18 protein-coding genes are annotated in these 17,919 nt (G+C 71.0%); 2 read left to right on the forward strand and 16 right to left on the reverse strand.

All coding sequences use genetic code 11. The annotated features are described in order from the left end of the window. Positions 1-73 precede the first annotated feature (73 nt). A complete protein-coding gene (locus tag QSK45_RS00375; RefSeq protein ID WP_285552032.1) occupies positions 74-871 on the forward strand; it encodes a tyrosine-protein phosphatase in 798 nt (265 codons plus the stop codon). Positions 872-914: 43 nt separating this feature from the next. On the opposite strand, the gene QSK45_RS00380 is transcribed toward QSK45_RS00375, so the two are convergent. Both QSK45_RS00380 and QSK45_RS00385 read right to left on the reverse strand, forming a co-directional pair. Further along, positions 915-1,037 (reverse strand): DUF6126 family protein, encoded by a 123-nt coding sequence (locus QSK45_RS00380; protein ID WP_285552033.1) that lies wholly within the window; start codon positions 1,035-1,037, stop codon positions 915-917. Next, positions 1,034-1,660 carry a helix-turn-helix domain-containing protein gene (locus QSK45_RS00385; protein ID WP_285552034.1) on the reverse strand — a complete coding sequence of 209 codons (627 nt, stop codon included), beginning with the start codon at positions 1,658-1,660 and terminating at the stop codon, positions 1,034-1,036. The genes QSK45_RS00380 and QSK45_RS00385 overlap by 4 nt, the downstream gene beginning before the upstream one ends. 116 nt (positions 1,661-1,776) lie before the next feature. On the opposite strand from QSK45_RS00385, the gene QSK45_RS00390 reads away from it, so the two are divergent. Then, complete coding sequence (locus tag QSK45_RS00390) at positions 1,777-2,064, forward strand: hypothetical protein (RefSeq protein ID WP_285552035.1); 288 nt, start codon at positions 1,777-1,779, stop codon at positions 2,062-2,064. A 4-nt stretch (positions 2,065-2,068) separates the two neighbouring features. On the opposite strand, the gene QSK45_RS00395 is transcribed toward QSK45_RS00390, so the two are convergent. From QSK45_RS00395 to QSK45_RS00455, 14 genes are all read right to left on the reverse strand, one after another. After that, the gene (locus QSK45_RS00395) at positions 2,069-3,454 is read right to left on the reverse strand and encodes an aspartate aminotransferase family protein (protein ID WP_285552036.1); all 1,386 of its coding nucleotides are present in this window, start codon (positions 3,452-3,454) and stop codon (positions 2,069-2,071) included. Then, positions 3,451-5,349 (reverse strand): 1-deoxy-D-xylulose-5-phosphate synthase, encoded by a 1,899-nt coding sequence (dxs, locus tag QSK45_RS00400; RefSeq protein WP_285552037.1) that lies wholly within the window; start codon positions 5,347-5,349, stop codon positions 3,451-3,453. The genes QSK45_RS00395 and dxs overlap by 4 nt, the downstream gene beginning before the upstream one ends. 38 nt (positions 5,350-5,387) lie before the next feature. Beyond that, positions 5,388-6,503, reverse strand: a complete 1,116-nt coding sequence (gene ispG, locus QSK45_RS00405) for a flavodoxin-dependent (E)-4-hydroxy-3-methylbut-2-enyl-diphosphate synthase (protein ID WP_285552038.1) — start codon at positions 6,501-6,503, stop codon at positions 5,388-5,390. Positions 6,504-6,506: 3 nt separating this feature from the next. Continuing rightward, entirely contained in the window at positions 6,507-7,529 is a 1,023-nt protein-coding gene (gene hpnH / locus QSK45_RS00410; RefSeq protein WP_285552039.1) for an adenosyl-hopene transferase HpnH, read from the reverse strand. Positions 7,530-7,535: 6 nt separating this feature from the next. Next, entirely contained in the window at positions 7,536-8,177 is a 642-nt protein-coding gene (locus QSK45_RS00415; RefSeq protein WP_285552040.1) for a phosphorylase family protein, read from the reverse strand. A 1-nt stretch (position 8,178) separates the two neighbouring features. After that, positions 8,179-10,242: a squalene--hopene cyclase gene (gene shc / locus QSK45_RS00420; protein ID WP_285552041.1), complete on the reverse strand. Its 2,064-nt coding sequence runs from the start codon at positions 10,240-10,242 to the stop codon at positions 8,179-8,181. A gap of 116 nt (positions 10,243-10,358) precedes the next feature. Beyond that, positions 10,359-11,486 carry a polyprenyl synthetase family protein gene (locus QSK45_RS00425; protein WP_285552042.1) on the reverse strand — a complete coding sequence of 376 codons (1,128 nt, stop codon included), beginning with the start codon at positions 11,484-11,486 and terminating at the stop codon, positions 10,359-10,361. Next, positions 11,486-12,910 carry a hydroxysqualene dehydroxylase HpnE gene (gene hpnE, locus QSK45_RS00430; protein WP_285552043.1) on the reverse strand — a complete coding sequence of 475 codons (1,425 nt, stop codon included), beginning with the start codon at positions 12,908-12,910 and terminating at the stop codon, positions 11,486-11,488. Before hpnE ends, QSK45_RS00425 begins: the two co-directional genes overlap by 1 nt. Next, on the reverse strand, positions 12,907-13,035 hold the full coding sequence (locus QSK45_RS38260; RefSeq protein WP_395484426.1) for a DUF6380 family protein: 129 nt from the start codon (positions 13,033-13,035) through the stop codon (positions 12,907-12,909). The genes hpnE and QSK45_RS38260 overlap by 4 nt, the downstream gene beginning before the upstream one ends. Then, entirely contained in the window at positions 13,035-13,997 is a 963-nt protein-coding gene (gene hpnD, locus QSK45_RS00435) for a presqualene diphosphate synthase HpnD (protein ID WP_285552044.1), read from the reverse strand. The genes QSK45_RS38260 and hpnD overlap by 1 nt, the downstream gene beginning before the upstream one ends. Continuing rightward, complete coding sequence (gene hpnC / locus QSK45_RS00440; protein WP_285552045.1) at positions 13,994-14,890, reverse strand: squalene synthase HpnC; 897 nt, start codon at positions 14,888-14,890, stop codon at positions 13,994-13,996. Before hpnC ends, hpnD begins: the two co-directional genes overlap by 4 nt. Positions 14,891-15,251: 361 nt before the next feature. Next, positions 15,252-16,064, reverse strand: a complete 813-nt coding sequence (locus tag QSK45_RS00445; protein WP_395484424.1) for an ABC transporter ATP-binding protein — start codon at positions 16,062-16,064, stop codon at positions 15,252-15,254. Further along, positions 16,057-16,986: an ABC transporter permease gene (locus QSK45_RS00450; protein WP_285552046.1), complete on the reverse strand. Its 930-nt coding sequence runs from the start codon at positions 16,984-16,986 to the stop codon at positions 16,057-16,059. The genes QSK45_RS00445 and QSK45_RS00450 overlap by 8 nt, the downstream gene beginning before the upstream one ends. Before the next feature lie 55 nt (positions 16,987-17,041). Continuing rightward, positions 17,042-17,914 (reverse strand): glycosyltransferase family 2 protein, encoded by an 873-nt coding sequence (locus tag QSK45_RS00455; RefSeq protein ID WP_285552047.1) that lies wholly within the window; start codon positions 17,912-17,914, stop codon positions 17,042-17,044. Between the last annotated feature and the right edge of the window lie 5 nt (positions 17,915-17,919).

Here is a 17,919-nt window from a genome sequence, read left to right on the forward strand (position 1 = left end):
AAACCAATGCCGTATGGTCGACGCAGCGCCCGCCGCGAGCCGTGACGGCGGGGACCGATCGGGAGGAGCCCCCGTGACGCAGCAGGTCCCGTCGACCGAGCCGGAGCTGGCCGGTGTGCGCAATTTCCGTGACGTCGGCGGGCTGCCGACCGTGGACGGCCGCCGGCTGCGCCACGGCGTGCTGTTCCGCAGCGGCCACCTGGCGCACGCCACCGCGCAGGACGCGGCCTTCCTCTCCTCTCTGGGCCTGCACACCATCTTCGACTTCCGCAACGCGGCCGACCAGAAGCTCGAGGGCCCGGACGTCGCGCTGCCCGGCGTGCGCAATGTGAACCTGCCGCTGAGCGACCCGGCGGACGGCGCCGAGTTCTGGAAGATGGTCCGCGACGGCGACCTCGACGAGCTGCGCTCGATCCTGGACGACGGCAAGGGCGCGGCCCGGATGGTGGCCTCGTACCGGTCGACGGTCCGCAACCGCACCAGCGAGCACTCCCGGGTGCTGCACGCGATCGCCGAGGACAGCGTGCCCGCGCTCATGCACTGCGCGGCCGGCAAGGACCGCGCGGGGATCTCCATAGCCGTCACGCTCCTCGCCGTGGGCGTGGAGCGTGACGCGATCGTGGCCGACTACCTGGAGTCCAACGCCAAGCACCGCCGCTACAAGGTGCAGCGCAGCGGCAGTGCGGAGAGTGCGTACACGCCCGAGGTGATGGAACTGCTCAGCCCGCTCTTCGACGCGCGCGCCGAGTACCTGGCGGCCGCCTTCGACAGCATCGAGGAGACCTGGGGCAGTGTGGACGGCTATCTGGAGAAGGGTCTGCGGCTGACCCCGGCGACCCGGGAGCGGCTGCGGGCGCGCCTGGTGGACTGACCCGTTCGTCCGGCGCGCGCCCGCTCCGGTCGAGGAAGCGGGCTCAGCCCTTGCCCCCGACCGCGAACAGCAGGTAGAGGAACGCGGCGAGGACGTGCCCGGCGGCGATGTAGATGATCAGCCGGATCCACAGGGAACGGGGGAACTTGGTCTCGAGGTTGCTCATGGCAGCTCTCCGTTCAGGTGCCCCAGGCACAGTGCGGCCGTGGGGCTCTGCAGCAGGGTGTGGACGAACAGCAGCTCCACGCCGTCGGGGTCCTCGGCGGCGAGGCGGTGCGGGGTGAGCGAGTCGAAGTGGGCGCTGTCGCCGGGGGCGAGCAGATGCGTGCCGTCGCCGAGGCGCAGCCGCAGCCGTCCCTTGAGGACATAGAGCCATTCCTCGCCGGGGTGGACACGCACGATGTCGCTCTGCGTGCCGTACGGCGCGTGCACCCGCAGGGCCTGCATCCCGCGGCCGGGGGCGCCGGCCTGGAAGTAGGTCCAGCCGGCGGCCCGCGTCGGGTCCATGTCGGCGGCCCGGACGATCGCGTTCTGGTCGGCGACCCGTTCGCCGAGGAGTTCGGAGACGGTCGTACCGTAGATACGGGCGAGCGCGAGCAGCATCGGCAGCGAGGGCTGTCGCTGCCCGGTCTCCAGCCGGGACAGATGGGCCGGCGAGAGCCCGGCGTCCCGGGCCGCGGCCTCCAGGGTGAGACCGGCCCGTCGGCGCAGTGCGCGCAGCTGCGGCGCGACGGCGGGCAGATCGTCACCCTGACCCGCCGCCCGCGACGCGGCATCTGAGGCGTTCATGCCTCCATTCAGCCTCGACTTTGCCCCTATGGCAAATTTCTTGCCTCTGAGGCAAAAGCCTTCCGCTGCTACGATCGACCCAGCTTTTGAACGCGTTCAAAGCATGGGGGTTCCGCATGTCCCACCTGTCCGACCGCACCACGCCCGGCCCTGACGACTCACCGGCCACGCTGCTCGGCCCCACCTCCCTCGTTCTCGGGATCGTGGGAGCCCTGGGCATCTGCCCGCCGCTCATGCTGTTCCCGCTGACGCTGCTCGCGGGCGCGCTCGCGGTCACCTTCGGTCTCGCCGGCGTCCACTACGCCAGACGAGGGGTCGGCCGGATGTGGCCGGCCGTCACCGGAACCGTTCTCGGCGCGGCCGGCTTCGTCTACCCGTGGCTGCTGCTCATGGTCATGCTCTGACCGATCAGCGGTTGGCGACCGCCTGTTTGATCAGCGTCTTGCCGAAGTCCCACATCAGGCCGCCGCCGTTGTGCGCGTCGTCCATGACGGCGGTGAAGCCCTCGATGAACCGGTCCACGTCCGCCTCGCCGAAGACGAGTGGCGGGATCAGCTTGATGACTTCGAGGTGGTCGCCGGAGACCTGGGTCAGGATCCGGTGCCGTTGCAGCAGCGGCACGACGACCATCTGGGCGAACAGCCCCTTGCGGGCGGCCTGGAGCATGGCCCAGCGGCTGCGCAGCTTCAGCGAGGACGGCCTGCCGAACTCGATCCCGATCATCAGGCCCCGGCCGCGGACGTCGGCGAGCAGCTCGTACCTGTCGATCAGCTCGGTGAGGCGGGACTTCAGCAGGTCGCCCGTGGTGCGCACGCCCGCGACGATCTGCTCGTTCTCCATCACCGACAGCACGGCGAGCCCGCACGCCATCGCCTGCGCGTTGGAACCGAAGCTCGCCGAGTGGACGAGGACGCGGTCCATGGACGAGTAGACCTTCTTGAAGATCCAGTCCTTGCCGAGGGTGGCGCCGACCGGGACGTAGCCGCCGGACAGGGCCTTGGCGACGCACACCAGGTCCGGCTCCACGCCGTCCTCGTGCTGGTAGGCGTAGAAGTCGCCGGTGCGGCCGAGGCCGGTCTGCACCTCGTCGGCGATCAGGAGCGCCCTGTGCTTGCGCAGCAGCTCCTGCGCGGCGCGCAGATAGCCGGGGGGCGCCTCGTGCACGCCCTTTCCCTGGATCGGCTCCACGATCAGCGCGGCCACGTCGCCCTTCTTCAACTCCCGTGCCAGGGCGTCGAGATCACCGAGCGGTACGGCGGTGTCGGGCAGCAGCGGGGCGAAGCCGTCGCGGAAACCGGTCTCACCGTTGACGGACAGCGAGCCGGTGGTCAGTCCGTGGAAGGCGTGCGCGCAGTACAGGACGCGGGGCCTGCCGGTGGCGTAGCGGGCGAACTTCAGCGCCGTCTCGACCGCCTCGGTCCCGCTGTTGCCGAAGAACACCCGGTCCAGGTGCGGGCTGTGCGCGAGCAGCCGCTCGGCGAGCAGTCCGGGCAGCGGCTGACAGTCGAACCGGGTGAGGTCGGCGAGGTCGAGGTCGAGGACGTCGTGCAGCGCCTTGCGGACGACCGGGTGGTGGCGGCCGAGGCCCATCACCCCGAACCCGGCGAGCATGTCCAGGTAGTCGTTGCCCTCGGCGTCGAAGAAGTGGGCGCCCTCGGCACGCTCGTAGACCTTGTCGAAGCCGATGGTGTGCAACATGCGCGGGAGCTGTGGGTTGAGGTACTTCGCGTGCAGCTCGTATCGCTCGGCTCCGCGCTCGGCGAGCAGGGCGCCGAGGTCGAACTCGGTGGTCATTCACTCTCCTTGACTGCGCCGGCGACGTCCTTGACGGCCAGGCTCCCACTGATCCGCCCGGCGATCTCCACGGGCGTGAGGCCGATGTCGGCCAGTACTTCGCTGCGCTTGGCGTGCGGCAGGAACTGGTCCGGGATGCCGAACAGCCGCACCGGCACGTCCACCCCGGCGTCCCTCAGGGCCTGCGCCACGGCCGAACCGACGCCGGAGGCACGGCTGTTGTCCTCGACCACGGCCACCAGCCGGTGTTCGGCGGCCAGCCGAGGCAGGTCCGGGTCGACGGGTTTGACCCACCGGGGGTCCACCACCGTGCACCCGGCGCCGCCCTCGGCGAGGAGTTCGGCGGCCTTGAGGCACACCGGTGCCATCACCCCGACGGCCACCAGCAGCACCGCCGGCCGCTCGGCCCGGTGCAGCACGTCCATGCCGCCCACCCGGTCGAGGGCCGGGATGTCCGGGCCGACGCTCTCCTTCGGGAACCGCAGCACCGTGGGCGCGTCGTCCACGGCGACCGCCTCGCGCAGCTGGGTCCGCAGCTGCGTGGCGTCGCGCGGGGCGGCGATCCGCAGGCCAGGCACCACCTGGAGGAGCGACATGTCCCACATCCCGTTGTGGGAGGCGCCGTCGGGGCCGGTGACGCCGGCCCGGTCGAGGACGAAGGTGACCCCGCAGCGGTGCAGGGCGACGTCCATCAGCAACTGGTCGAAGGCGCGGTTGAGGAAGGTGGCGTAGAGGGCGACGACCGGATGCAGTCCGGCGGTGGCGAGCCCGGCGGCGGAGGCGACCGCGTGCTGTTCGGCGATGCCCACGTCCCACACCCGGTCCGGGAAGCGCTCGGCGAAGGCGCCGAGGCCGACCGGGTGCAGCATGGCGGCGGTGAGCGCGACGACGTCCTCCCGCTCCTCGCCGAGCCGGGCGATCTCCTCGCCGAACACCGAGGTCCAGGACGGAGCGCCGGAGGAGGAGAGCGGTTCGCAGGTCAGCGGGTCCATCACGCCGACGGTGTGGAAGCGGTCCAGCTCGTCGGCGAGCGCGGGCTCGTATCCGCGGCCCTTCTCGGTCAGGCAGTGCACGAGGACCGGGCCGTGGAAGCGCTTGGCGCGGCGCAGCGCGGACTCGACGGCCCCGATGTCGTGTCCGTCGACCGGGCCGATGTACTTGAGGCCCAGGTCCTCGAAGAGTCCCTGCGGGGCGAAGGCGTCCTTGAGGCCCTTCTTCGCGCCGTGCAGGGACTCGTAGAGGGTGGCGCCGACGACGGGGGTCCGCTGGAGCATCTCCTTGCCCCAGGCGAGGAACTTCTCGTAGCCGTCGGTGGTGCGCAGGGTGGCCAGATGGTCGGCGAGGCCGCCTATGGTGGGGGCGTAGGAGCGCGCGTTGTCGTTGACGACGATGATCAGCGGGCGGTCCGGCGCGTCCGCGATGTTGTTCAGCGCCTCCCAGGCCATGCCGCCGGTCAGCGCGCCGTCCCCCACGACCGCGACCACATGGCCCCGCTCCCCCTTCACCTGACGGGCCTTGGCGAGGCCGTCGGCCCAGCCGAGCGCGGCGGAGGCGTGGCTGTTCTCGATGACGTCGTGCTCGGACTCCTCGCGGGAGGGGTAGCCGGACAAGCCGCCCTTGCCCCGCAACTTGGAGAAGTCCTGACGTCCTGTCAGAAGCTTGTGGACGTACGACTGATGGCCGGTGTCCCACAGGATCCGGTCGACCGGCGACTCGAAGACCCGGTGCAGGGCGATGGTCAGTTCCACCACACCCAGGTTGGGTCCGAGGTGACCGCCGGTGCGTGCGACCGCGTGCACCAGGAACTCGCGTATCTCCTCGGCCAGTACGCCGAGTTCGTCCCCGGACAGCCCCTTCAGGTCCCGCGGTCGCCGGATCGTCTCCAGAATCGTCACGTTCGTGGCCCCCTCTCGCTCCGTGCAGTTACGTGGACTCACTTCATCCGCTCGGCGAGCCGCTGCGCCTCCTCGATCAGGGTCTCGACGATCCGTGACTCGGGGACGGTCTTGACGACCTCCCCCTTGACGAAGATCTGTCCCTTTCCGTTGCCTGAGGCAACTCCCAGATCGGCCTCACGGGCCTCCCCAGGGCCGTTGACCACACAGCCCATCACCGCCACCCGCAGGGGCACTTCGAGACCGTCCAGCCCCGCCGTGACCTCTTCGGCGAGCTTGTAGACGTCGACCTGGGCGCGCCCGCAGGAGGGGCAGGAGACGATCTCCAGGCCGCGCCGGCGCAGGTTCAGCGACTCCAGGATCTGGGTGCCGACCTTGACCTCCTCGACGGGCGGCGCGGACAGCGAGACGCGGATGGTGTCGCCGATGCCCTGGGACAGCAACGCCCCGAACGCCACAGCCGACTTGATGGTGCCCTGGAAGGAGGGTCCGGCCTCGGTGACGCCGAGGTGGAGGGGGTAGTCGCACTGCGCGACGAGCTGGCGGTATGCCTCGATCATCACGACCGGGTCGTTGTGCTTGACCGAGATCTTGATGTCGCGGAAGTCGTGCTCCTCGAAGAGGGACGCCTCCCACAGGGCGCTCTCGACCAGCGCCTCCGGGGTGGCCTTGCCGTACTTCCGGAGCAGGCGCCGGTCCAGGGAGCCCGCGTTCACGCCGATGCGGATCGGGGTGCCGTGCTCCTTGGCGGCCTCGGCGATCTCCTTGACCTGGTCGTCGAACTTCTTGATGTTGCCCGGGTTCACGCGGACCGCCGCGCAGCCGGCCTCGATGGCCGCGAAGACGTACTTGGGCTGGAAGTGGATGTCCGCGATCACCGGGATCCGCGACTTCCGCGCGATGGTGGCGAGGGCGTCCGCGTCGTCCTGCGTGGGGCAGGCGACGCGGACGATCTGGCAGCCCGACGCGGTCAGCTCGGCGATCTGCTGGAGGGTGGCGCCGATGTCCGACGTACGGGTCGTCGTCATCGACTGCACGGACACCGGGGCCCCGCCCCCGACCGCCACCGGCCCGACCTGGATCCGCCGCGACCGCCGCCGCGGGGCCACCTGCCGGGCCGGTACCTCGGGAACGCCCAGGGGTACGGCGGTCACCGCCTACTCCCGGTTTCCCGAGACCGTCTCGCGCATGGCCCGCAGCGACTCCTTCAGCGAGCCCATGGTGGCGAGCACGGCGGTGGGCTCGTAGCCGCAGTGCGCCATGCAGTTGGCGCAGCGCGGGTCCTTGCCGCGGCCGTACTTGTCCCAGTCGGTGTCCTCGACCAGCTCCCGGTACGTCGGCACGTACCCGTCGCTCATCAGGTAGCAGGGGCGCTGCCAGCCGAAGAGCGAGTAGTTCGGGATCGCCCACGCGGTGCACGGGAAGTCGACCTTGCCCTCCAGGAAGTCCAGGAAGAGCGGGGAGTGGTTGAGCCGCCACTTCCTGCGGTTGCCGCCGGAGAAGGCCTTCCTGAACAGCTCGCGGGTCTGCTCCACGCCGAGGAAGTGCTCCTGGTCCGGGGCCTTCTCGTAGGCGTAGGCGGGCGAGATCATCATCTCGTCCACCTGGAGGTCGTCGTTGAGGAAGTTGAGCACCTCGACGACGGTCTGCGGGGTGTCGGTGTTGAAGAAGGTGGAGTTGGTGGTCACCCGGAAGCCGCGCCGCTTGGCCTCCTTGATGGCCGCCACCGCCTCGTCGAACACGCCCTCCTTCGCGACGGACTCGTCGTGCCGCTCGCGCAGCCCGTCGATGTGCACCGCGAAGGCGAAGTAGGGAGAGGGCGTGAACTTGTCCATCTTCTTGCGCAGCAGCATCGCGTTGGTGCACAGGAAGACGTACTTCCTCCTGGCCACCAACTGCCGCACGATCTCGTCGATCTGAGGGTGCATCAGGGGTTCGCCGCCGGCGATGGAGACCATCGGCGCGCCCGACTCCAGCACCGCGCCCACCGCCTGGGCGACCGGCATGCGCTGCTTGAGCACACCGGCCGGGTGCTGGATCTTGCCGCAGCCCTCGCACTTGAGATTGCACGCGAACAGGGGTTCCAGCTCGACGATGAGCGGGAACTTGTCCCGCTTGCGGAGCTTCTGTTCGGCCAGGTATGTAGCGACCTTGATGGACTGACGCAACGGCATGGCCATCTGGGCTCACCTCCGGGGGAGCAGCAAAGAACGGTGCCATTCGAAAAAAGCGGGAAGTACGGAACGAAGAACGCGGAAGGCTGATATTCCACCGCGGACCGTGCCGATCCGCACGAGTTCGTGTTCGGGCGCGTCCACGACCACCCGCACGGCCGCGACCGGGCGCTCGCCCGCGGTCACGGCGCTGAGCAGGGTGGCCGCGGACTCCATGTCGACCGCGATCGCGCCGGTCGCGCGCAGGGCGGACCGTTCGGGGCCGCGCACGACATGGTCGGAGCCGGTGAGCGGTCCGGTGTGGACCGTGCGGCCGGGCAGCAGCCGCGCGAGTTCCTTCACCAGCAGTTCGGTGCCGGCGCACGGGACGGTCCCGTGCGGGTCCCGGGTCTCCTCGGCGACCACCAGGTCGCCGGGGTGCATGCCGGGGGCGAGGCCGGCGCAGAAACCGGTGGCCACCACCGCGGCCCCGGTGAGCGCCGGCCGGGCCAGGTGCCGGGTGAGGGAGCGCTGCGCCGCCCGCGGCCCCATCCCGGTACGGACGAACATGACCGGCCCGTCGGCCCCGCCGCGGTCACCCGAGCGCAGGGCGAGGTGCTCGATGCCGAGCGCGCAGGCGATCAGCAGCGGGGCCGGAGCGGGCTGGACGTTCACATCAGCTCCCCTTGGCCTCGGAGAGCGGCGACCCGGCGGCCTTGGCCTCCTCCGGCCGCGGCCGCACGGCCTTGGCCAGCAGCTGCCGCTCGAAGGGATCGCCGTGCAGATACCGGCCGAGTGCCGTGAGCGGGAACACCTGCCGGTACAGGTGGTAGTTGATGGAGAAGTCCCAGGGGAAGCCGGTGCCGGTGAAGTACGGCTCGTCCCAGGTGCCGTCCTCCCGCTGGGTGGTGGCGAGCCACTGGATGCCCCGCTCCACGGCCTTGGAGTCCCTCTCCCCCGCCGCGAGCAGCGCCATCAGCGCCCACGCGGTCTGCGAGGGGGTGGAGGCGCCCCGGCCGCTCCATTCCTTGACGTACTTGTAGGAGCGCAGGTCCTCGCCCCAGCCGCCGTCGTCGTTCTGGACCGACTCCAGCCAGGCGACCGCCCGCCGGATCGCGGGGTGCGAGCCGGGGAGCCCGGCCGCGGTCAGCGCGGGGACCACGGACCCGGTGCCGTAGATGTAGTTGACGCCCCAGCGGCCGAACCACGCCCCGTTCTGCTCCTGTTCGGCGAGCAGCCAGGCGATGCCGCGCCGGGTGCGCGGGTCGTGGGCCAGGCCCTCGGCGGCGAGCATCTCCACCACGTGCGCGGTGACGTCCGCGGACGGCGGGTCGATGACCTCGCCGAAGTCGCAGAAGGGCAGCCGGTTGGGGAACGGGCTGGTGTTGTCGACGTCGAAGGCGCCCCACGCGCCGTTCTTCGACTGCATGCCGAGGTTCCAGCGCACCGCGCGCCCGATCGCCCGGTCCACCCGCTCGGGGTCGTGGTGGCGGATCCGGCGCAGCGCGAGGGAGACCTCGGCGGTGTCGTCGATGTCCGGGTAGTTGTCGTTGTGGAACTCGAACGCCCATCCGCCCGGCGGGAGTTGGGGCCTCTTGACGGCCCAGTCGCCGGGCCGGACGATCTCCTCCCCGAGCAACCAGTCGGCGGCCTTGACGAGTTGCGGATGGTCGGCGGGCAGTCCGGCGTCGACCAGGGCGATGGCCGCGAGGCAGGTGTCCCACACCGGGGACTGGCAGGCCTCGATCATCCGGGCACCGTCCTCGCGCCATACGGCGAACCGGTCCAAGGAGGCCAGACCCTCGCGCAGGACCGGGTGTTCGAGGTCGTAACCGAGCAGATGCAGGGCGATGACCGAATACACGGCCGGGGGCTGGATACCGCCCCAGCAGCCGTCGTTCTCCTGCCGCTCGATGATCCAGCGGGCGGCGGCGTTCATCGCGGCCTTGCGCACCCGGCGCGGGACGACCTTGCGCAGCTGCTGCAGCGCCTTGTCCAGGCGCTGGAAGGCACCGTCCCACGTGTTCGCCGGATCGAGGGGCCTGGCCGGGTTGGGGTGCGCCGGGTCGGTGTGCAGCTCGTCCAGCGCGAAGGGCGCGGGGCGCACCGGGCGCTTGGCCGAGACGATGGTGAGCGGCACGATCGTCTGCCGGGCCCAGCACCCGAAGTCGTAGATGTTCAGCGGCATCCAGCCGGGGAACCAGATCAGCTCCGGCGGCATCTCCGGCAGGTCCTCCCACTTCCACCAGCCGAACAGGGCGAGCCAGATGCGGGTGAAGACCCGGGAGGCGGCGACCCCGCCGCGCTCGCGGATCCAGGCGGAGGCCCGCGCCATGTGCGGGGCGTCGGGCGCGTCGCCGGCCAGACGCAGGGCGACGTACGCCTCGATGGTGGTGGACAGTTCGCCGGGCCCGCCCCAGAAGGTCGCCCAGGTGCCGTCCTCGCGCTGCTCGCCGCGGATGAACTTCGCGGCGGCCTGCGTGGTCCTCTCGTCCTGGATGCCGAGGAACTGGCGGAGCAGCAGGTCCTCGGCATCCATGGTGACGTTGGTCTCCAGGTCGCCCTTCCACCAGCCCTCGGTGTCCTGCCGGGACAGCAGGAACTCGGTGGCACGCCGGGCGGCCAGGGCGGCGGCTTCCGGTGCCCCGGCCGCCTCGGGGGTCGTGAGGGTGGTGTCGCTGGCCGCGGCAGCGCGGGACGGCAAGGTGGCCCCGGTGCTTCCGTCGGTCGTCGCTGTCATGGCTTCCCCTTCGTGCAGTCGTGCGAGTCGTGCTGCTGTGGGTCCGCCGTCGGCCGGTGTGCGTCCTATCGCGACACCGGCCGGCGACTACGCGAGGCTGTTTCGACCGATAGTGATCATCTCTTTCGTACGACGACGAAGTCGGCGAGCGCCGCGAAGGCGGCCCGTACCCGGTCCGGCATGGTGACCGCGTCGAGGGCGCCGACGGCGATGGTGTGCTGACGGCGCGCTTCCTCGGCCGTCCACTCGCGGCCGCCGGCCTCCTCGATGAGGGCGGCACGGGCCGCGAACTCCTCCTCCGAGAAGTTCTCGAAGTCGCTGCTCTTGGCGTCCGCGGCGAGGATCTCGCCGAGCCGCTCGGAGGCGGGGCCGCCGGCGGCGAGAGCCGCGACCACGGGCAGCGACTTCTTGCGCTGGCGCAGGTCGCTCCAGGTCTGCTTGCCGGTGGCCTCCGGGTCTCCCCAGATGCCGAGCAGGTCGTCCACGGCCTGGAAGGCGAGGCCGAGGTGGTAGCCGTAGCGCTCCAGCGCGTCGGCGGTGGCGTCGTCGGCGCCGCCGAGGACGGCGCCGATGGAGGAGGCGCAGGCGAGCAGCGCGCCGGTCTTGTTGCCCTCCATCTCCAGGCACTCCTCGACGCTGACGCGGTCGCGGTGCTCGTAGGAGATGTCCTGGGCCTGACCGTCGATCAGGGCCCGGGTGGCGGTGGTCAGCCGGCGGGTGGCGCGGCCGGCCTCGACCGAGCCGAGTTCCAGCAGCACCTCGTTGGCCAGCGCGAACAGGGCGTCGCCGACCAGGATGGCCTGGGCGGGGCCGTGCACCTTCCAGACGGTGTCGCGGTGGCGGCGCTGCTCGTCGCCGTCCATCAGGTCGTCGTGCAGCAGCGAGAAGTTGTGGACCAGTTCGACGGCGACGGCACCCGGGACACCGGTCTCGGGCGCGCTGCCGGTGACCTCGGCGGAGAGCACGGCGAGCGCGGGACGCACGGCCTTGCCGCCGTCTCCGGCGGCCGGGTTGCCGGCCGCGTCGATCCAGCCGAAGTGGTAGGCGGCGACGGTGTCCATGGGAGGAGCGAGGCGGTCGACGGCCGCACGCAGGACCGGTGTGGCCAGGGTCCGGCCGCGCTCCAGCAGCGCGGTGACGTCCGCCGCGGTCTCCGTCGAGGCCGGGGGCACAGTGGGCACAGTCTCTCCTCTTGTTGCGGTACCGAAGGTGCGGGGGCCTGCCGCCGGCTGCCGATGGGGCATCAGGCCGCCTCCTCGAACGCGAAGAGACGGCTCGGACGGGGCCGGCCCAGGGCGCGGAGCGCGGCGTCGGCCGCGCTCACTCCGCTGCGGACCGCACTCTCCATGGTCGCGGGCCACCCGGTGGCGGTCCACGCTCCGGCCAGGTACAGGCCGGGTGCCTTGGTGCGGGCGCCGGGCCGCAGACGCCCGACGCCGGGGGTGGGCGCGAACGTGGCCGTGCGCTCCCGGGTCACGAAGAAGTCCTCGATCACGGCGCCGCGCGTACCCGGGATGAGCCTCTCCAACTCCGGGACGTAGCGCGCCCGCAGCCGCGCGACGGGAAGGTCGATGTCGTCCTGCGCGGCCGACTGGGACAGCGCGAGGTACTGGCCCGAGCGCAGTCCGGAGGCGCGGGTGCGGTCGAAGACCCACTGCACGGGCGTGCCGAGGGCGGCGAAGAAGGGCCGCGCGAGCACCTTGCGGTCGTACACCACGTGCACGTTGAGGATGGGGGCGGTGCCGATGCCGAGCAGCCGCTCGGGGGCGTCGAGGGCGCCGGGCGGCAGCAGTTCGTACGCCTCGCGCTGGGGTACGGCGAGGACGACGGCGTCGGTTTCGATGCGCTCGCCGGGAACCTCGACGCCCCAGCCGCCGTTCTCCATGGCAGAGACGGAGGTGACGCGTGAACGGACCTCGGTACGCACGCCCGCGGAGTCGAGCGCCCTGCGGGCCAGCCGGTCGTGCAGTTCGCCCAGCGGGACATGGGCCCAGCCGATGTCGGCCGCGCCCGGGTCGGACAGCAGACCGGTCTTGAACACCATCGCGGCGAGCCCCAGCGAGGTGTCGCCCGCGACCGCGTTGAGGGTGGCGACCCCGACCAGGTCCCACAGGGCCTCGACGGCACGCGCCGACTGGCCGTGGTCGGCCAGCCAGCTGCCGAAGTCCTGGGTGTCCAGGGCCGGATCGGCGAGGTCGAGCCCCTTCAGCGCGAGCGCGGCACGCCCGACGGCGGCGCGCTCGGCGAGCGAGAGGTGCGGATAGGCGGCCAGGCTGCGTCCCAGGTGCAGGGGGACGGGCAGCGGGTCGCGCCGCAACCGGCCGAGCCGCCGGCCCTCGGGCTTGGCGACGTCCACGACGGGCACGTCCAGGCGGTCCTGCAGCGGTGCCAGCGCCGTGCCCTCGATCCGGTCGAGGAACCAGCGGTAGGCGGTGCAGCAGCGCAGGTACACGTGCTGGCCGTTGTCGACGGTCAGTTCGCCGCGCTGGAAGGAGAAGGCGAGGCCGCCCAGCCTGGGCCTGCCTTCGAGCAGGGTGACGCGGACGCCCGCGTCGGCGAGGGCGAGCGCCGCGGTGATGCCGGCGAGGCCGCCGCCGATCACGACGGCGCTGCGTGCCGCGCCTTGTGGGGTGCGCGGGCGTGGTGCGGGGCGTGCGCCGTCGCTCATGGTGCGTCCTTCCATGCGTGCCGACCGTGCTGGTTGAACGGTGCACGCACGGTCGTCGCAGTCAGGGACGCCACGCCGGGGCGCGGGGTTGCCCGGTGGAAGTCCGCTGGTTCGGTGAGGTCCATCAGGCGCGCCTTCCGACGGGGCGCCCGGCGCCGTGGCGGGTGACCTGCCGGGTGTCGAGGCCGGACAGGCCGCGCACGGCGACGTATGCCTTCTCGTGTCCGGGCAGCGAGACACGGCCGCGCAGCACGGCCTCGGGGTCGCGCGCGATGCGGTCGAGGAGGCGGCGGTAGATGCCGGCCATGGCGGCCACGCAGGCACCGCTGCGCCGGTCGAGCATGGGCAGCAGCTGGTAGCCCTCGGCGAAGAGCGCGCGGGCGCGACGGACCTCGAAGTGCACGAGCCCCGCGAAGTCGGAGTCGTCCGGCGGCGTCGGCCCCGCGAACCCGGCCGAGCAGCCGAACTTGGCCAGGTCGTCGGCGGGCAGATAGGTGCGACCGCCCTGGGCGTCCTCGCGGACGTCCCTGAGGATGTTGGTGAGCTGCAGCGCGAGACCGAGCGTGTCGGCGTACTCGGCGGCTCGCTCGGCGCCGCGGGCGCCCGGTTCGGTGCCGAACACGCCGAGCGAGAGGCGTCCGATGGCACCGGCGACACACCGGCAGTAGACCTTCAGGTCGTCCCAGGTCTCGTAGGCCTCACCGCGCACGTCCATCTCGACGCCGTCGATCAGCTCGTCGAGACCGCCGAGCGGGATCGGGAAGGCGTCGGCGGCATGGGTGAGCGCGACGGCCACCGGATCGGTGTCGTCCTCCTTGACGCCGCCCTCCCGGACCCGGGCGAGCAGGGCCCGGGTGTCCTGGAGCCGTGCCGCCTTCACGTCGTCGGCCAGGTCGCCGTCGCCGATGTCGTCCACGCGCCGCGAGAACGCGTACAGCGCGGACATGGCGCGCCGCTTCGGTGTGGGCAGCAGCCGGATGCCGTACGCGAAGTTACGGGCCTGCTGTCCGGTCACCGTCTCGCAGTAGCGGTAGGCGGCGAGCACCGGTGCGGACACGTGCGACGCAGACTCCACGGTCCGGTTCACCCCTCTCCTCGCAGGATCACGCCCGCCTCACGCAGCAACTGGACCTTGCCTGGCTTGGGCGGGCCGGGAAGTACGTCGTATTCGGCGGCGGCGATCGCGCGGACCGCCGCCCTTCCCCCCGCCACGAACCCTGCGAGCAGCAGCTTCAACCTGCCGTGGACGCTACCCACCAGGGGGGCGCCTTCATTCAGCAGATCGCGGGCGCGTTGTGCTTCGTATGCAACCAGGGCGCGCACCGATGCGCCCGCGGTTTTCGCGGAAAGATCCGATTCCCGGACGTGGAAGCGCTTCATGTCCTCGGCCGGGAGGTAGATCCGGTCGCGGGCGAGGTCCTCGGCGACGTCCTGGAGGTGCTCCACGATCTGCAACGCGGTGCAGATCGCGTCGGACAGGCGGATCCGCTCGGGGGTCGAGGTACCGGTGACGGCGAGGACGAGGCGGCCGACGGGGTTGGCGGAGAGTTCGCAGTAGGCGAGGAGGTCGTCGTACGTCTCGTAGCGGGAGACGAGCTGGTCCTGGCGGTTGGCGGCGATCAGGCCGAGGAACGGCTCGGGGGTGAGTCCCCGGCGTCGCACGACGGGCTGGAGCCGGCGCAGCAGGGGGTGGTGCGGGGTGGCGTCGAAGACGCGGCGCAGGTCGGCCTCGAAGGCGTCGAGCAGGAGCAGGCGGTCCTCGGCGTCGGTGGCCGACACGCCGAGCAGTTCGGCATCGGCTCCGCCGGGTGCGAGGTCGCCGTCGCCGATGTCGTCGACCAGGCGGGCGAAGCCGTAGACCGCCATGAGGTCGTCGCGCCAGTCGCGGGGCAGGAAGAAGGGGGCCACGGGGAAGTTCTCACTCGTGGCCTTGTCGAGGGTGGCGCGTTCCAGGTCGGGCGCCGGTGTGGTGGCCGTCATCGGGCGGCGCCCGGGGGGAGGACGGCACATGCTGCGTTGAGCTGGGGAGTTTCCGTAGCCATTGCCGTCACATCTCCCGTTCTACACTGCCTACCCAATACACACTATTTCGGACACGCCGCCCGGCAATTCGCGGGGCGTGACCTGGCGCAGGGTGTCGCACGTTATCGCCCCACTTGCCGCTTTCCGGCACCGGTACAGCTTACGTTGTACAACGCATCGAGGTTCGAGGGGGTGTCCTGCACATCACAACAACACACCGATTGGCGTCAAGATTCCTGACAGCCTTGGGAGTTGACGCTTCCTTTGCAGACGCGGGGCCCCGCCGGGAGGTTGCCGGCGGGGCCCTGGCCGAAACAGTTCACTTGCCCGTGAACTTCTCGTACTCCTTGAGCACCTCTTCGGTCGGGCCGTCCATGCGCAGCTCACCGCGTTCCAACCACAGGACACGGTTGCAGGTGTCACGGATGGACTTGTTGTTGTGGCTGACCAGAAAGACCGTGCCGGCCTCCTTGCGCAGTTCACGGATGCGTTCCTCGGAGCGCTTCTGGAACTTGCGGTCACCGGTGGCGAGGGCCTCGTCGATCATGAGGACGTCGTGGTCCTTGGCGGCGGCGATGGAGAAACGCAGTCGCGCGGCCATACCGGAGGAGTAGGTGCGCATCGGAAGGGTGATGAAGTCGCCCTTCTCGTTGATCCCGGAGAAGTCGACGATCTCCTGGTAGCGCTCCTTGATCTGCTCGCGCGACATGCCCATGGCGAGGCCGCCCAGGATGACGTTGCGCTCGCCGGTCAGGTCGTTCATCAGCGCCGCGTTCACGCCCAGCAGGGAGGGCTGGCCGTCGGTGTAGACCTTGCCCTTCTCCGCGGGCAACAGGCCGGCGATGGCGCGCAGCAGGGTGGACTTGCCGGAACCGTTGGAACCGATCAGACCGATGGCCTCGCCCCGGTAGGAGACGAAGGAGACCCCGCGCACGGCGTGCACCTTGCGCACGCCCCGCTCCTCGCCCCGCTTGAGGATGCGGCTGAGGGCGGCGGTCGCGCTGCCCTTGCCGGTCTTGGCGCCGTTGACCCGGTAGACGATGTGCAGGTCGTCCGCGATGACCGTCGGGCGGCGCTCGCCGGTGCCCGCGGTGTCCTGCCGGGCGGTGTGCTCCGCGTTCTGCTCAGCCACGGCCGTACCGCTCCTCCGCCTTCCAGAAGTACACGAAGCCGCCCGCGAAGACCGCCACGGCCCAGAACACCGCGATCGCCCACACGTGCGGGGGCAGGTTCGAGGCGCCGTAGCCGTCGATCAGCGCGAAGCGCATCAGGTCCATGTAGATCGCGGCCGGGTTGACCTGGAGCAGCCGCACGGCCCACTCCGGGCGGTCCGCCATCATCTTGCTGATGGAGAACATCACGCCCGAGGTGTACATCCAGGTGCGCAGCACGAACGGCATCAGCTGGGCCAGGTCCGGCGTCTTGGCGCCCATGCGGGCCACGATCAGCGCGAGACCGGTGTTGAAGAGGAACTGGAGCACCAGCACCGGCACGATCAGCAGCCAGGACATGCCGGGGTAGCTGCCGAAGCCGATCGCCACGAGGAACAGCACGATCATCGAGAACAGCAGCTGCTGGAGCTGCTGGAGCGAGAAGGAGACGGGCAGCGAGGCGCGCGGGAAGTGCAGGGCACGCACGAGGCCCAGGTTCCCCGAGATGGCGCGCACGCCCGACATGACCGAGCTCTGCGTGAAGGTGAACACGAACACGCCGGTGACCAGGAACGGGATGTACACGTCGTGGGACATGCCGCGGCTGGCGTGCAGGATGATGCCGAAGATGAAGTAGTACACGGCCGCGTTCAGCAGCGGGGTGGCGACCTGCCACAGCTGGCCGAGCTTGGCCTGGCTGTACTGCGCCGTCAGCTTCGCCTGCGAGAAGGCGAGGATGAAGTGGCGCCGGCTCCACAGCTGACGGACGTACTCCACCAGCGAGGGGCGGGCGCCGCTGACGGCGAGCCCGTACCTGGCGGCCAGCTCGGCCGGCGTCAGCCCCTCGTCGGGCGACGGTATCGCGCTCACCGCGACACCGCCGTCATGCGTTGTGTGACTCACGAGTAAGAACCCGGACTCTCTCGGTAAGAAGCTTGCTGTTCAGGTAAGAAGCTTCTCAGATGACCGGAGGACGGCCCAGCCGGGTGAGCCGCCAGACCGTGCGCCAGCGCATCGGCCGGCGCGGGCCGCAGGGCGTCGTCCAGCCCTCCTTGAAGCCGCCGAACCAGGCCGCGAGGGCCGGGCGCGAGGGCCGGCGCGCCAACGTGAGCAGCAGCCAGACGCCCAGGTACACGGGGACCAGCAGGGCGGGCAGGTTGCGCCGGGCGAGCCAGACGCGGTTGCGGGCCACCATGCGGTGGTAGACGGCGTGCCGCGAGGGCGCGGTCGTCGGGTGGTACAGCACCATGTCGGAGCGGTAGTCGATCAGCCAGCCGGCGTCCAGCGCCCGCCAGGCCAGATCGGTCTCCTCATGGGCGTAGAAGAACTCGTCCGGCAGCCCGCCGACCTCGGCGAACACCCGGGTGCGCACGGCGTTGGCGCCGCCCAGGAACGTGGTGACCCGCGAGGAGCGCATCGGGTCGGAGGCGCGCAGCCGGGGCACATGGCGGCGCTGGGTCTCGCCCGTCTCGGGGTCGGCGATGCGGAAGCTGACGATGCCCAGCTCCGGGTCGGCCGCGAAGGCCGCGCGGCACAGCTCGGCGGTGTCGTGCCGGGCGAGCAGGCCGTCGTCGTCCAGGAAGAGCAGGATGTCGACATCCCGGCCGCCGGGGCCGAACGCCTCTATGCCGACGTTGCGGCCGCCCGGGATGCCCAGGTTCTCCGGCAGCTCGATGGTGCGCACGCCCTCGGGGACGTCGGGCACCGGCGAGCCGTTGCCGACGACGACCACCTCGACCGGGTCGCCGTCCTGCTTGGCGACCGAGTCCAGCAGGGCGCGCAGTTCCTCGGGCCGGTTGCCCATGGTGATGATGACGGCGCCGACCCGCATGGCCG

Origin of the sequence: Streptomyces hygroscopicus subsp. hygroscopicus (genome assembly GCF_030269125.1) — a bacterium.
Taxonomy (GTDB): domain Bacteria; phylum Actinomycetota; class Actinomycetes; order Streptomycetales; family Streptomycetaceae; genus Streptomyces; species Streptomyces hygroscopicus_C.